General features: G+C 69.4%; 11 protein-coding genes. 8 read left to right on the plus strand and 3 right to left on the minus strand.

The genetic code is table 11. The features are described from left to right. Positions 1-122: 122 nt before the first annotated feature. Positions 123-4343, minus strand: a complete 4221-nt coding sequence (locus V5F53_RS05425; protein ID WP_393997337.1) for an apolipoprotein A-IV repeat region-like domain-containing protein — start codon at positions 4341-4343, stop codon at positions 123-125. A 312-nt stretch (positions 4344-4655) separates the two neighbouring features. On the opposite strand from V5F53_RS05425, the gene V5F53_RS05430 reads away from it, so the two are divergent. The 3 genes from V5F53_RS05430 (at position 4656) to V5F53_RS05440 (ending at position 7249) form a co-directional block, all read left to right on the plus strand. Next, the gene (locus V5F53_RS05430) at positions 4656-4976 is read left to right on the plus strand and encodes a 2Fe-2S iron-sulfur cluster-binding protein (RefSeq protein WP_393997336.1); all 321 of its coding nucleotides are present in this window, start codon (positions 4656-4658) and stop codon (positions 4974-4976) included. Positions 4977-5059: 83 nt separating this feature from the next. Continuing rightward, complete coding sequence (murI, locus tag V5F53_RS05435) at positions 5060-5956, plus strand: glutamate racemase (protein ID WP_393997335.1); 897 nt, start codon at positions 5060-5062, stop codon at positions 5954-5956. 48 nt (positions 5957-6004) lie between these two features. Continuing rightward, positions 6005-7249, plus strand: coding sequence for a lytic murein transglycosylase (locus tag V5F53_RS05440; RefSeq protein ID WP_393997334.1), 1245 nt, complete (start codon positions 6005-6007; stop codon positions 7247-7249). A gap of 12 nt (positions 7250-7261) precedes the next feature. Here the strand turns inward: V5F53_RS05440 and V5F53_RS05445 are convergent, their stop codons facing one another. Beyond that, positions 7262-7975, minus strand: a complete 714-nt coding sequence (locus tag V5F53_RS05445) for a type 1 glutamine amidotransferase (protein WP_393997333.1) — start codon at positions 7973-7975, stop codon at positions 7262-7264. Between the two features lie 318 nt (positions 7976-8293). On the opposite strand from V5F53_RS05445, the gene rpsD reads away from it, so the two are divergent. Next, entirely contained in the window at positions 8294-8911 is a 618-nt protein-coding gene (gene rpsD / locus V5F53_RS05450) for a 30S ribosomal protein S4 (protein WP_393997332.1), read from the plus strand. 123 nt (positions 8912-9034) lie between these two features. Here the strand turns inward: rpsD and V5F53_RS05455 are convergent, their stop codons facing one another. Further along, positions 9035-9355, minus strand: a complete 321-nt coding sequence (locus V5F53_RS05455; RefSeq protein ID WP_393997331.1) for a DUF1476 domain-containing protein — start codon at positions 9353-9355, stop codon at positions 9035-9037. A gap of 414 nt (positions 9356-9769) precedes the next feature. Between V5F53_RS05455 and purC the strand changes: the two genes are divergently transcribed. From purC to purL, 4 genes are all read left to right on the plus strand, one after another. Further along, positions 9770-10564: a phosphoribosylaminoimidazolesuccinocarboxamide synthase gene (gene purC, locus V5F53_RS05460; protein ID WP_393997330.1), complete on the plus strand. Its 795-nt coding sequence runs from the start codon at positions 9770-9772 to the stop codon at positions 10562-10564. Positions 10565-10741: 177 nt separating this feature from the next. Continuing rightward, entirely contained in the window at positions 10742-10981 is a 240-nt protein-coding gene (purS, locus tag V5F53_RS05465; RefSeq protein WP_393997329.1) for a phosphoribosylformylglycinamidine synthase subunit PurS, read from the plus strand. A 249-nt stretch (positions 10982-11230) separates the two neighbouring features. Then, positions 11231-11929 (plus strand): phosphoribosylformylglycinamidine synthase subunit PurQ, encoded by a 699-nt coding sequence (purQ, locus tag V5F53_RS05470; RefSeq protein WP_393997328.1) that lies wholly within the window; start codon positions 11231-11233, stop codon positions 11927-11929. A gap of 28 nt (positions 11930-11957) precedes the next feature. Beyond that, positions 11958-14168, plus strand: coding sequence for a phosphoribosylformylglycinamidine synthase subunit PurL (gene purL, locus V5F53_RS05475; protein ID WP_393997327.1), 2211 nt, complete (start codon positions 11958-11960; stop codon positions 14166-14168). Positions 14169-14204 lie beyond the last annotated feature (36 nt).

Raw genomic sequence — 14204 nt, forward strand, 5'->3', positions numbered from 1 at the left:
GGGAACTGAACCGAAGTCTCATGACGGGACAAAGTCGCCCGCCGCGGTGTTGGGGCACAGGTGCGCCCGGTGCGCCGGGCGGGGGTTGCTCCCCGCCGGCGGTGGCGCTCCGAACCGCCGCGTCAGTCGAAGCGGCCGGCCAGGTGGGCGAGCAGCGTATAGACCTTGCCCGCGTCGGAGGTGAGGTAGGTGCGGGTCAGCGTCTCGCCTCGCTCGCCGGTGCTCACCTGCTCCAGCAGCCGGTCGAACTCGGCGATGTAGCGCTCCACCTGGTCATGGAAGGCCGGCTCGCCGCGATAGCGCCGCCGCATGGCCTCGAAGGTCTGCAGCCCCTGGAGGGTGTAGATGCGGCGGGTGAAGGCGGCGCGCTGGCCCTTCAGCTGGCGCTCCCAGCACTCGGCGGCGGCCGGCGCGTCGATAAGGCGCCCGATCTCGGCGTTGAGCTCCTCCAGCGTCTCGGGCAGGGCGCGCGGTGCCGGGCGGGGGGAGGGGCGACGCGCGGGCGCCGGGGCCTCGGCCGGGCGGCGGGGGGCGGCGTCCTGCTGCTGCAGGTCGTCGGAGGCCAGGGCGAGCAGTTCGCTGAGCAGTTCCTCGCGGTCCACCACATCCGTCGGGGCCACGGGGCGCGGCTCGGCCACCGGAGTGGCGGGGATGGCGGGCGCCTCGACCCGGCGCGGCGGGGTCGGCGCGCGGCGCGGCTCGGTCGCTTCCGGCTTCACCGGCGGCGCCGCCACCTCCCGCGCCACCGTGGCGCGGGCCAGGTCCTGGCTCGCGGCGCGGGCACTGGCCTCCACCACGTCGAAGGCCTGGCTCTGGCGGGCGACGATCTCGTTCAGCTCGGCGAGCGCCTTGATCTGCTCGGCCACGGCCCGGCGCATGGTGGCGGCGCTGGCCTCGGTCTCCACCGGCAGCTCCAGGATGCCGCGCTTCATTTCGGCGCGGGCGAGCTCGATGGACTGCTGGACGCCCTCGCTGGTGCGCTTCAGCTCGCGCGCGGCCTCGGTGAACTGCGTGGCGCTTTCGCCGAACAGCCGGTGCACGTCCTTCAGGGCGGCCTCGTAGGTCTGCTTGAGAGCGGCGGCCGCGCGCTCGCGCTCGGCATCGGCGGCGCCGCGCATCAGGTCGAACTGGGCTTCCACCGCCTTGGTGGAGCCAGAGGTGGCCTCGGCGACCACGCCGGCGATCTGGCGGGCGCGGTTCTGGGCGGTCTTGAAGCTGTCCTCCAGCATGGCGTGGAAGTGCTGCAGGCGGCCATCCATGTCGGCCACGCGGGTGGTCAGCGCGGCGGCGAGCTCCTCCATGGCGCCGCGGCGGCTGTTGAGCGTCGCCTCGACCCGCTCGTGGGTGGCGCCGAGGGCCTGGGACGCCTCGCCGAGCGCGCGGCTCTGCTGCTCCACCCGCTCCGCCAGGGTGCTGACCTCGGCCAGGGTGCCGCCGGACAGGTCCTTGAGCGCCTGGATCTGGGTGTCGAACCGGGCGGCGGCGGTGCCGGCGGCCTGGCCGATGCCCTCCACCGTGTGGCTGAAGCCCTCCACCTGCCGGGAGAAGGTGCCGGAGAACTCGCCCAGGTTGCTGACCGCGCTCGCCATGGCACCCTGGAAGGTGGAATTGGCGTCGCCCAGGCGCTCGATGATGGACTGGACGTCGCCCTTCAAGGCGGTGTTGGTGGCGGAGATTTCGGCGACGGCGCGCTGGCTGGTGCGCTCCAGGGCCACCAGGAAGGCGCCGTTCTTGTCGTCGATGAGGTGGGCGATCTCGTTGAGGCGGGTGCCCAGGGCGTCCGCCACCTTCTCGGCGTGGCTGGTCAGCGCCTGGCCGACATTGAGCGACAGGTCGGTGAGCGAGCGCTCGACGTCCGCGGCATTGACCTTGAGGGTGCCGGACACATCCTCCATGCGCTTGACGAGGTTGTCGGCGATGGCACTGCCGTGCGCCTCCAGCTCGGTGGCGACGCCATCCAGGCGGCCGAGCACGAGGTCTTCGATGCGCGTCACGCGGCCATCGAGCACGGTGGCGATTTCCTGGGCGCGGCTGCCGAGGGCGCGATGCACGACCTCCGCGCGCTCCATCAGCACCTCGCCCAGCACCTTGTTGCGGCTGGCGAAGAAGCCGTCGAGCGTATCCACCGACTTGTCGAGCGCCTCGGTGGCGCTGCGGGTGCCCTCGGCCAGGGTGCGCGCCAGGTTGACGGTGCGGCTGGCCAGGGTTTCGGTCAGGCTCTGGGCGCGCTGGTCCAGGGTCTGCTCGATGCGGGCGATGCGCTGGTCGAGGGTTCCGGCCACGTTGGAGGTGGTGGAGGCGAGGCGCTCGTCCAGATTGTCCACGGCCAGGCGCAGGTTCTCGTTCACCTCGTTGACGCGCAGGTTAATCTGGTCGATCAGCTCGGGCGCCTGCACCTTCACGGTGTTCTCATAGGCGCGCACCCCGTCGTTGACCGCGCGGGCAAAGGCGGTGCCGTCGTGGTGCAGGCGCTCGGCCAGCTCGGCGCCCTGCACGGTGAAGGCCTCGTCGATGGCCTTGAGGCGCGAGCCGAGCATTTCCTTGATGGCGTCTCCCTTGGTGCCGATGGTGGTGACCAGGGTGTCGGCGGTCTCGCGGAAGGCGTCGGTGACCTTGCTGCCGCGCGCGCCCACGGCCTTGGTGACCTGGGTGCCGACGACGGCCAGGCGGTCGGTGATGTCGGCACCGGCGCTGGAGAGGGACGCGGCGATCTCGTTGCCCTTCTCCGCGAGATTGGCGCCGATCTGCGCGCCGGAGCGGTCCAGGGTGGCGGCGATGCGGTCGCCGGTCTCGGCCAGCTTCTGCGGCAGCGCCTCGCCGCGCACCGTAATGGCGTCGGTGATGCGCTGGCTGGTGTCCTCGATGCGCTCGGCGAGCACGGCGCCGCGGGTGGCGAGGCCCTCGTTGATGGCTTCGCCGCTCTTCTCAAGCTGCGCCACCAGTTCGCCGCCGCGGGCACCGAAGTCGGCGACGATGGCTTCGCTGGCCACGCGGAACGCGTCGCTGGCGGCATCGACGCGGGCGGCGATCTCGCTGGTCAGGCGGCCGCCGTTCTCGGCCAGGGTGTCGTCGATGTTCTGCTTGAGCCGGTCGATGTTGACGTTGACGTCTTCGCCCCAGCGGTCGATCAGCATCGCCACGTCGGAGGTGGTGGAGAGCAGGTTGGAGGCGAGGTCGTCGGTGCGCGACTTGAGGGTCTGCACCATCACGTCGCTGGAATTCGACAGGTCCTGGCGGATCTCCGAGCCGGTGAGCTGCAGCCGGTCGATCAGCTCGGTGCCCTTGGCGGTCAGGCCGTCGATCATGGAATCGCCGACCCGGGCGAGGGCGGTCATGATGTGCTCGCCCTTCTCCCCAAGGGTCTCGGTGACGCGCTCGCTGGCCATCACCATGGTCTCGTGGATGCGGGCGGACGCCTCGCGCACCTCTTCCGAGAGCACCGTCTCGGCGCCGGCAATGCCTTCGCGCAGGCGCTCAGTCTCGAGCTGGATGTTGTGGCGCTCGGTCTGCAGTTCGTCGATGAGGGTGCGGATGCGCACCTCATTGTCCTCATAGGCGCGCTCGAGCAGCGACACTTCCGTGCGCACCATGGCTTCCAGCTCGCCGGCGCGGGCCACCGCGCGGTCGAGGCCGTCGCCCATGGCGGCCACCTCGCGCCGCACCGCCTGGCCGACGCTGATGACGCTTTCCGTGGCGATGGAGTCGGGCTGCGCCAGGCGCAGGGCCACCTCGGTCATGGACCGCGAGATCACCTGCATCTCCTGCGACCGGCGCAGCACCGCGGCCAGGCCGAAGAAGGCCACCGGCGGCACCAGGATCGAGGCGATCATGCCCAGCAGGGCCGGCGAGCCGAACAGCGACTGGGCGCCGTCGGGCCCCGCCAGCAGGGCGCGGCTGGAGGTGTAGGCGAGGGCGAGGCCGATCACGATCCAGGCCAGCGACGCGCCGGCTGCCCAGAGATAAGGCGCAGCCGTCGTCGGGCGCCGCAACTGGTTGACCAGCTGGCCCACGGTCTGGCGGTCGTCGTTGGCGGCGCGGCGCTCGGGCGCCTCGCGGCCGCGGGCGGCCTCGCGGCGGGTGTCCTCGGCGGGAGCGGCGGCCGGGGCGGTGCGCTGGGCGCGACGGCCGATGGGGCGGGCGCCGGTGGCGGGCTGCGGCCGCTCCGGCGGCGGCACGGGCCGGTCTGCGGCGACGCTCGGCTCGGCGGCGAGCGGGCGTTCCGCCCCGCGTGGCGCGACGGGTGGGGCCGCCGCCGGCTCCGCCTGCGCGGCGCTGTCGAGTTCCAGCGTCAGAGCCTCCTGAATCGCCGAGAGCGCTGCCTCGGTCGGATCCTGGATCTTCATCGGAGTCTTCATTTCGCCGTCGCCTTTGCCTTCGGTGCGGGGTCCGGCCGCTCGTGCCGATCCGTCACCGCCGATCCCATACGCAGGGCCAGCGAAGGCCCCCCATGGCCGCGCGCGCCCATGGCAATGGTTTACTGATCCTTATCCTAACCAGGGCGGGGTGGGGTTTGAACCGGGCGTGGCGCGAGAATGAAGATATCGTTAATGCCGCGCCGCCGCTTGCCGCTGGCCTCGGCCGGGGGTTGGGGCTATAGGCGCGCAAGGCCGTCCCTGGAACGGCTCCATTCCACTCGGCACGGTGACGGCAAGCCCATGGTCGCGATCACTTTTATCGAATTCGACGGCACATCCCATAAGGTGGAGGCGCCGGAGGGCGCCACCGCCATGGAGGCCGCCGTTCGCAACGGGGTTCCCGGCATCGTCGCCGAATGCGGGGGGGCCTGCGCCTGCGCCACCTGCCATGTCTATGTGGATGCGGCCTGGGCCGACAAGGTGGGCGAGCCTTCCGAGATGGAGGAGGGGATGCTGGATTTCGCCAGCGACGTGCGCCCCACCTCCCGCCTCTCCTGCCAGATCAAGCTGACGCCGGCCCTCGACGGCCTGGTGCTGCACACGCCCGAGAACCAGGGCTGACGCTACGGCATCTGGAGCCGGATTGCTCATGTTTCCTTTACGGTGCGGCGCCACAATGTCGCCCGCGCCGTTGAGGATAAGCTATGGGCTTCGTCACTGCTTCTGCCGAGAGATCCGCTCCCGTGTTGCCCGTTTCCCATCCGGCGCCGACGATCCTCGTGTTCGATTCCGGCGTCGGGGGCCTCTCCGTGTTCCGCGAGGTGGCGCACGCGCGCCCCGACGCCCACTTCATCTATGCCGCCGATGACGCCGGCTTTCCCTATGGCGGCCTGAGCGACCAGGCCCTGGTGGCCCGTGTCGACGAGGTGGTCGGCCGGCTCATCGCCGCCACCGGGCCGTCGCTTGTGGTGATCGCCTGCAACACCGCCTCCACGGTGGTGCTGCCCAGCCTGCGGGCGCGCTATGGCCTGCCGTTCGTCGGCACCGTGCCGGCGGTGAAGCCGGCCTGCGCCGCCTCGGCCTCCGGCCGGGTGAGCATTCTCGCCACGCCGGGCACGGTGCGGCGCGACTACACCGCCGGCCTGATCCGCCAGTTCGCCGCCCGCTGCGAGGTGACGCTGGTGCCGAGCGTGCATCTGGCCGCCCTGGCCGAGGCGGCCCTGGCCGGTGCGGCGGTGGCCGACGACGCCATCCGCGCCGAGATCGCCCCCTGCTTCGTGGACAGGGACGGCCAGCGCACCGATACCGTTGTGCTGGCCTGCACCCATTATCCGCTGCTGCTGGATCGGCTGGAGCGGGTGGCGCCGTGGCCGGTGGCCTGGGTGGACCCGGCCCCGGCCATCGCCCGGCGGGTGATCCAGCTTCTCGGCCCGGCCCCGGCCGATGGCGACCGGGCGATGCCGGTGCGCGTCGTGTCCACCGGGCGGGCGCTGGACGGCGCGCGTGTCGCCGCCGTCATCGGCCGCGCCGTGGAGCCGCCGCGAGTGCTCGGTGCCATGCCGGCCGAGGGGCTCGCGCACGCCGGATTCCGTTTCGCGTGACCGCCGGCCCGGCCCATGACGTCATTCACACTGAGGGAGGGTTTGTCCATGGCCGTTCGGGTCGACCGCCGCGCCGTCTCGTTCGGTCTGCTGGGCGCCGCGCTGGCGGGTTTTGTGCCTGGAGCCGCACGGGCGCAGAGCGCGGCCAAGCCGTTTCCGGCCTGGGTGGAGCAGTTTCGCGCCCGTGCCCGCGCGCGCGGCATTTCGGATGCCACCTACGACCAGGTGTTCGCGGGCCTGAAGCCTGACACCACCGTCTATGCCCAGGATCGGGCGCAGCCCGAGTTCACCGAGCAGACCTGGCAATATCTGAACCGCCGGGTGTCCGACTGGCGCATCGCCACCGGCAAGGAGCGGGCGCGCCAGTATGCGGGCCTGTTCAGCCGCATCGAGCAGGCGTTCGGGGTCGATCGGCGGGTGATGCTCGGCTATTGGGGCATGGAAAGCGCCTTCGGCGACGTGCTTGAGAACGGCAAGCACATGAAGCCCATCTTCCCCTCGCTGGCGGCGCTGGCCTGGGGCGATGCCCGCCGGCGCAGCTATTGGGAAACCGAGCTGCTGAACGCGCTGGTGATCGTCCAGCGCGGCTGGGGCCGGCCCCAGGAGATGACCGGCTCATGGGCCGGCGCCATGGGGCACACCCAATGGATGCCGGAAGTGTGGCTGAACATGGGGGTGGACTTCGACGGCGACGGCCGCATTTCCCCCTTCGGCAAGCCCGACGACGCCCTGGCCGGCACCGCAAACTATTTGGTGCAGCGCGGCAAGTACCGGCGTGGCGAGCCGTGGGGCGTGGAAGCGCGCCTGCCGGACGGCTTCAACACCGCCTTCGCCGACAACAAGACCCGCCGTCCGCTCTCCCAATGGGGCGACATGGGGGTGACCACGGTCGAGGGTCAGTCGCTCTCCGCTTATGACGAGGCGGCGCGGCTGTGGCTGCCGGGCGGGCCCGGCGGGCCGGCGCTGCTGCTGTTCCACAATTTCTATGCGGTGCGCTCTTATAATCCCTCCTCCAACTATGCGTTGGCGGTGGTGCACCTGGGCGATCGCATCATGGGGGAGGGGGCCTTCGCGACCCCGTGGCCCGGTGGCGAGCGCGCCCTGACCCTGGCGGAGCTGCAGGAGATTCAGAAGCGTCTCAGCGCCGCCGGCTTCGACACCGGCGGCACCGACGGGCGGGTGGGCACCGACACCATGCGGGCGGTGCGCGCCTTTCAGCAGAAAGCCGGTATCAGCCCGGCCGATGGCTACGCCTCCATCGCCGTGCTTACCGCCCTGCGGCAGGGGCGGTAGGCGCGCCGCCCCTCACGGGGTGATCACGCGCTTGAAATTGGCGTAGAGCTGCCTCGCCGCCGCCTGGAACACCGGCATTTTCTCCCGCGTCGCCTGCTCCAGCGCGGCCTGTCCGTCGGGGCCGGTGATGGCTTCCAGGGCGCAGCGGTATTCGGTGATGGCGCCCCATTCGGGCACCGTCGCGTCAGTCAGTTCCACATGATACTGGATGCCGAAGGCGCGTGCGCCCAGCTGGATCGCCTGGATCGGGCAATGGGCGTTCTGCGCCAGCACCGTGGCGCCGGGCGGCAGTTCCAGCACCGCCGCGCCGTGCCATTGCAGGGTGGGGAAGGTGGGCGGCAGGCCGGCGAACAGCGGCGCTTCGCGCCCGGCGTCGGTCAGCGACACCTCGGTTACGCCCACCTCGGGCCTGGCCATCAGCCCCACCTTGCCGCCCAGCGCGTCGGCCAGGAGCTGGTGGCCGAGACAGACGCCGAGATAGGGGCGGTCCCTGGCCACCCAGTCGCGGATGGCGGCCTTCTCGGGCACCAGCCAGGGGTGCTCCTGCTCCTGCCACACGTCCATGGGGCCGCCGAACACCATCAGGGCGTCGAAGCCGTCGAGCGGGGGAATCGGCTCGCCCTCGTCCAGCTCCACCGGATGCCATTCGATGCCGTCGGCCCGCATGAGATCGCGGAAGCTGCCGGGGTGCTCGGCGGCGACGTGCTGGAACACGAGAATCTTCATGGGACGTGGCTCCGGTGACAACTGCCGGCAAGCTAGGAGATGGCCGCGCGCCCGCAAGGCCAAATGACGGGCAGGGGTAGCGCCGGGATGATCGCGAAGGCGGCAAACCTTGACTTTGTTCGGCCCGTCCCCTATCAGGCACGGACCTTTCGGGCCGGGTTCGGCCCGCTCGGCGTTTCACGCACCCGTGGCGTCCTGTGGCAGCGCGCTGCAAGAGCCTGTCGGCGAAGGATATTTCGGCCCGCGAGGGCCGCGAGCCGTCGCAGAGGAGGGGCGGGATCCAAACCCAACACGAGAACTTCTAAGGATCCGCGTTACATGAGCAAGCGCATTGCGGCCAAGCACAAGATCGACCGCCGTCTTGGCGAGAACATCTGGGGCCGCTCCAAGAGCCCGGTCAACCGTCGCGAGTATGGCCCCGGCCAGCACGGCCAGCGCCGCAAGGGCAAGCTGTCCGACTTCGGCGTGCAGCTGCGCGCCAAGCAGAAGCTGAAGGGCTATTATGGCCCGATCGGCGAGAAGCAGTTCCACAAGACCTATGTGGAAGCCGGCCGCCTGAAGGGCGACACCGGCGCCAACCTGATCGGCCTCCTGGAGCGCCGGCTGGACGCCGTGGTCTACCGCGCCAAGTTCGTGCCCACCATCTTCGCCGCCCGCCAGTTCGTGTCGCATGGCCACATCAAGGTCAACGGCCAGCGGGTGAACGTGCCGTCCTACCTGGTGAAGGTGGGCGACGTGGTGGAAGTGAAGGAAGCCTCCCGCCAGCTCGCGCTGGTGCTGGAAGCCCAGCAGCTCGGCGAGCGCGACGTGCCCGATTATCTCGAGGCCGACGCCCACAAGCTCGCCGTGCGCTTCGCACGCATTCCGGAGCTGAACGAGGTGCCCTATCCGGTGCAGATGGAACCGAACCTGGTGGTCGAGTTCTATTCGCGCTGATCGCGAAGACAAAGAAAAAGGCCGCCCCGCGCGGCCTTTTTTATTGGCTTCAGATGCATGCGACGCAGGCCGGGCGCGCGGAAACAAGCCCGGCCGAGCGCGGGCTCGTTCCGGTGCGGGCTGTCAGCCGCCCTTCACTTCGCTGGCGGCGACCGCCAGGAACTCATCCATGCTGCGGCGGATCTGGTGGTCGGAGACGACCACGCCCTTGGCGTCGAAATCGGCGCGGAGCTTGCGGAACACGTCCTCGTCGCCGGCCTCCTCCAGGTCGGCGATCACAACTTCCTTAGCGTAAGCCTGCGCTGCCTCATCGGTGAGGCCGAGCTTCTCGGCCGCCCACAGGCCGAGCTTCTTGTTGCGTCGGGCGAGCGCCTTGAAGCGAGTCTCCTCGTCCAGCGCGAAGCGCTTCTCGAACCCTTCTTCGCGCTTGTCGAACGTGGTCATGGCAGCCCTCTTCCTGACGATTTCGTGACCGGCTCTTGACCGGGATTGGTTAGCACGGTTTCCAGAAGGGGAATCCTGATCCGCGCGCGCGCCTTGAATATAGGGCGACTTTTCCTAGATCAATGGCACCGCACCGCTGCCGCGTGTCGCGGGCTAGTCGTCGATCCGCCATCGTAACCCGGCGCGGAATCTGTCAGAAGCCTGCCGAGCGATGCGTTTGACGGGCCAAACGGCCCAATCATGCACCATGTTACCGCTCGGTAGGCGCCGGCCTGCCTCTTTCGTATCAATGTCGCTGTCGCGTTGTGTCTGCGCCCCGGATCGGCTACTGTCCGCACGGGCTCGGCGTGAACTGTTCGACAGCCACCCGCGCCCCGCCGAGGAGCGTCACCAGAACGGAGCCTTGGCACACCCATGGATTTCCTCAATCAGCGGTATACCCCCATGTCGCGCCGCCGCCGTATCTACGAAGGCAAGGCGAAGGTCCTCTATGAAGGCCCGGAGCCCGGCACCCTCATCCAGCACTTCAAGGATGACGCGACCGCCTTCAATGCCAAGAAGCACGATGTCATTGATGGCAAGGGCGTGCTCAACAACCGGATCTCGGAGTATGTCTTCTCCCGGTTGAACGACATCGGCGTGCCGACTCACTTCATCCGTCGCCTGAACATGCGCGAGCAGCTTATCCGCGAGGTGGAGATCATCCCGCTTGAGATCGTTGTGCGCAACGTGGCGGCGGGGTCCCTGTCGACCCGTCTCGGCATCGAGGAAGGCACCCAGCTGCCGCGCTCGATCATCGAGTTCTACTACAAGAACGACGCTCTCAACGACCCGATGGTGTCGGAAGAGCACATCACCGCGTTCGGCTGGGCCGCCACCCAGGAGATCGACGACATCATCGCCCTGGCGATCCGCGTCAATGACTTCCTGTCCGGCCTGTTCCTCGGCGTCGGCATCCGTCTTGTGGACTTCAAGATGGAATGCGGTCGCCTGTGGGAAAACGACATGATGCGGATCGTCGTCGCCGACGAGATCAGCCCTGATTCGTGCCGGCTGTGGGACATCAAGTCCAACGACAAGCTGGACAAGGATCGCTTTCGCCGCGACATGGGCGGGCTGGTCGAGGCTTACACCGAGGTCGCCCGGCGTCTGGGAATTCTCATGGAGAATGATCCCACCCAGGGCAAGGGCCCGGTGCTGGTCAAGTGAGGCCGCCGGCAGGGCATTGAGTCTCGTCGGGTAATAGTGCTAGGCGGGGGCCCGACGGCCCCCGTTTGCGTTGAGTGCCGCAGCCGCGAGAGGCGGGCGGCCGGGCGCGGGGCGGGCCAGCCCTGGGCGCCCGGCGCGAAACGAGAGCGCCCGGCGCGCGAAACGAGAGAAGGTGTCATGAAGGCACGCGTGATCGTCACATTGAAGTCGGCGGTGCTGGACCCGCAGGGCAAGGCCATCGAGGGCGCGTTGCGCTCGCTCGGCGTCAACGGGGTGCAGAGCGTGCGCCAGGGCAAGGTCTTCGACGTGGAGCTTGCCGGCAACGACCGCGCCAGCGCTGAGGTGGCTCTCAAGGACGCCTGCGAGAAGCTGCTCGCCAACACCGTGATCGAAACCTACCGGATCGAGTTCGCGTGAGGCTGTGCTAAGCTGGCGTCCCGGTGCGGCGTCCGCCGGCGGGCGGCATCGCCGCCGCCGGACGGGCGATGCGCCGGGATCGAGCCGGCGCGCGGGCGCCCGGAGCGGGCACGCTTCAGTCTCCCGGCTCCGGCCCAACGCCATCCGGCGGGACGTTCAAAACCGAGTACGGCCGTCGCCCGCCGGGACGACCGGATGGATCGCATCGAACGCCGGCCCGGCCGCGCCGCAGCCGCCCATTGAGAGATCATGAAACCTGCCGTCATCCTCTTTCCCGGCTCCAATCGCGAGCGGGATGCCGCGCGTGCCCTGAAGCTCGTCGCTGGCGCCAAGCCGAACATTGTCTGGCACGCGGAGCATGAGCTGCCGGCAGGCACCGATCTGGTGGTGCTGCCGGGGGGCTTCTCCTATGGCGACTATCTGCGCTGCGGCGCCATCGCCGCCCGCGCCAACATCATGACCGCGGTGCGCGCCCACGCCGCCCGCGGCGGGCTGGTGCTGGGCATCTGCAACGGTTTCCAGATCCTGTGCGAGGCCGGGCTGCTGCCGGGCGTGCTGGTGCGCAACGCGCGCCTGCGTTTCGTCTGCCGCGAGGTGCTGCTGCGGGTGGAGCGGGCCGATACCGCCTTCACCAAGGCCTATCGCAAGAGCGACCTGATCCGCATTCCGGTGGCCCACGGCGAAGGCAATTACACCGCCGACGAGGCCACCATCACCGAGCTGGAGAAGGAAGGGCGCGTCGCCTTCCGCTATGCCCGCGCCGATGGCCAGATCGACGAGAGCGACGGGCCCAACGGCTCCATCAACGGCATTGCCGGCATCTATTCCGAGAAGTTCAACGTGCTCGGCATGATGCCGCATCCGGAAAACTACATCGAGCCGGAGATCGGCCCGACCGACGGGCGCGGCTTGTTCGAAAGCCTCGCCGGCGCCCTGAAGGCGGCGTGACGCGCGCCCAAACCCGGATCGAACCGCTGTGACCCTTCCCAACACGCCCCGCATCACTCCGGACATCGTGGCCGAGCACGGCCTGAAGCCGGACGAATACGCGCATTTCGTCAAGCTCATCGGCCGCGAGCCGACGCTGACGGAGCTTGGCATCGTTTCCGCCATGTGGAACGAGCATTGCTCCTACAAGTCGTCCAAGGTGTGGCTGCGCACCCTGCCCACCTCCGGCCCGCGGGTCATCCAGGGCCCCGGCGAGAATGCCGGCGTGGTGGACATCGGCGGCGGCCTCGCCGTGGTGTTCAAGATGGAGAGCCACAACCACCCGTCCTTCATTGAGCCCTACCAGGGTGCGGGAACTGGCGTGGGCGGCATCCTGCGCGACGTGTTCACCATGGGCGCGCGGCCGATCGCGGCGCTCAACCTGCTGCGTTTCGGCGACTGCCACAACACCAAGACCCGCCGCCTGCTCGCCGGGGTGGTGGCCGGCATCGGCGGCTATGGCAATTCCTTCGGGGTGCCCACGGTGGGCGGCTCGGTGGGCTTCCACAAGCGCTACAACGGCAACATCCTCGTCAATGCCATGGCGGTGGGCCTCGCCAAGACCGACGAGATCTTCTACGCGGCCGCCACCGGCGTCGGCCGGGCCATCGTCTACCTCGGGTCCAAGACCGGTCGCGACGGTATTCACGGGGCCACCATGGCCTCGGCCGAGTTTGGCGCCGATGCGGAGGAGAAGCGTCCCACCGTGCAGGTGGGCGACCCCTTCGCCGAAAAGCTGCTGCTGGAAGCCTGCCTGGAAATCATGAAGGCCGGCTGCGTGGTGGCGATCCAGGACATGGGCGCTGCCGGCCTCACCTCCTCGGCGGTGGAGATGGGCGCCAAGGGTGACCTGGGCGTGGAGCTGAATCTCGATGCCGTGCCCTGCCGCGAGGAGGGCATGAGCGCCTATGAGATGATGCTTTCGGAGAGCCAGGAGCGCATGCTCATGGTGATCGCCGACGGCAAGGAGGACGAGGCCGAAGCGATCTTCCGCAAGTGGGGGCTCGATTTCGCCATCGTCGGCCACACCACCGACACCCTCCGCTTCGTGGTGAAGCACAAGGGCGTCGTGGAAGCCGACTTGCCCATCAAGGATCTGGGCAATGAGGCGCCGGAATATCACCGGCCCTATAAGGAGCCCGCCGACCGGCCGATCATCAAGCCGGAGGACGTGCGCACGCCGCTGTCGGTGGCCGATGCGCTGGAGCGGCTCATCGCCTCGCCGGACCTGTGCTCCAAGCGCTGGGTGTGGGAGCAGTACGATCACCTGATCCTCGGCAACACCGTGCAGAAGCCGGGCGGTGACGCCGCCGTGGTGCGGGTGGAAGACGGCCCCAAGGCGCTCGCCCTCACCACCGACGTGACCCCGCGCTATTGCGAGGCCGGCCCGTTCGAGGGCGGCAAGCAGGCGGTGGCCGAGGCGTGGCGCAACCTGACCGCCGTGGGCGCCACGCCCATCGCCGTCACCGACAATTTGAATTTCGGCAATCCCGAAAAGCCCGAGATCATGGGGCAGTTCGCGGCCTGCGTGAAGGGCATCGGCGCCGCCTGCGAGGCGCTGGACTTCCCGGTCGTCTCCGGCAACGTGAGCCTCTACAACGAGACCAACGGCCAGGCGATCCTGCCGACGCCTTCCATCGGCGGCGTCGGTCTCATCGACGACCTCGCCCAGGCCATGACGCTCGATTTCAAGGCTTCGGGCGAGCTGGTGCTGCTGATCGGCAAGAACACCGGCTGGCTCGGCGCCTCGGCCTTCCTCGCCACCGTCTGCGAGCGGGAGGAGGGCGCCCCGCCGCCGGTGGACCTGGTGGCGGAGAAGCGCAACGGCGATTTCGTGCGCGCCCTCATCCGCGACGGCATCGCCACGGCGGTCCACGACATCTCCGACGGTGGCCTGCTGGTGGCCCTGGCCGAGATGGCCATGGCCGGCCGCATCGGCGCCTCGCTGGAGGCGCCGCCCGACGGCATGGACCCCTATGCGTGGTGGTTCGGCGAGGATCAGGCGCGCTATGTGGTCACCGTGCCCACCAGCCAGAGCGCGGAAGTGGTGCGCCACGCCCAGGCGGCCGGCGTGCCGGTGCTGAAGCTGGGCAAGACCGGCGGCGACCGGCTGGTGCTGCCCGGCGACCGCGCCATCGCCGTCGAATCGCTCCGGGATCGCCACGAGACGTGGTTGCCCATCTACATGGGCGCGTCCTGAACGGACGCGCCGCACGCGCAGACTGCGGAGACGTCA

The organism is Xanthobacter cornucopiae, assembly GCF_043195065.2.
In the GTDB taxonomy this organism is placed as follows: domain Bacteria; phylum Pseudomonadota; class Alphaproteobacteria; order Rhizobiales; family Xanthobacteraceae; genus Xanthobacter.

Bases quoted from the DNA above. Each gene is read 5' to 3' on its own strand.
- purQ (WP_393997328.1), top strand. From the start codon at position 11,231: ATGAAACCTGCCGTCATCCTCTTTCCCGGCTCCAATCGCGAGCGGGAT.
- V5F53_RS05425 (WP_393997337.1), bottom strand. From the start codon at position 4,343: ATGAAGATCCAGGATCCGACCGAGGCAGCGCTCTCGGCGATTCAGGAG.
- V5F53_RS05455 (WP_393997331.1), bottom strand. From the start codon at position 9,355: ATGACCACGTTCGACAAGCGCGAAGAAGGGTTCGAGAAGCGCTTCGCG.
- V5F53_RS05445 (WP_393997333.1), bottom strand. From the start codon at position 7,975: ATGAAGATTCTCGTGTTCCAGCACGTCGCCGCCGAGCACCCCGGCAGC.
- V5F53_RS05440 (WP_393997334.1), top strand. From the start codon at position 6,005: ATGGCCGTTCGGGTCGACCGCCGCGCCGTCTCGTTCGGTCTGCTGGGC.
- purS (WP_393997329.1), top strand. From the start codon at position 10,742: ATGAAGGCACGCGTGATCGTCACATTGAAGTCGGCGGTGCTGGACCCG.
- V5F53_RS05430 (WP_393997336.1), top strand. From the start codon at position 4,656: ATGGTCGCGATCACTTTTATCGAATTCGACGGCACATCCCATAAGGTG.
- rpsD (WP_393997332.1), top strand. From the start codon at position 8,294: ATGAGCAAGCGCATTGCGGCCAAGCACAAGATCGACCGCCGTCTTGGC.
- murI (WP_393997335.1), top strand. From the start codon at position 5,060: ATGGGCTTCGTCACTGCTTCTGCCGAGAGATCCGCTCCCGTGTTGCCC.
- purC (WP_393997330.1), top strand. From the start codon at position 9,770: ATGGATTTCCTCAATCAGCGGTATACCCCCATGTCGCGCCGCCGCCGT.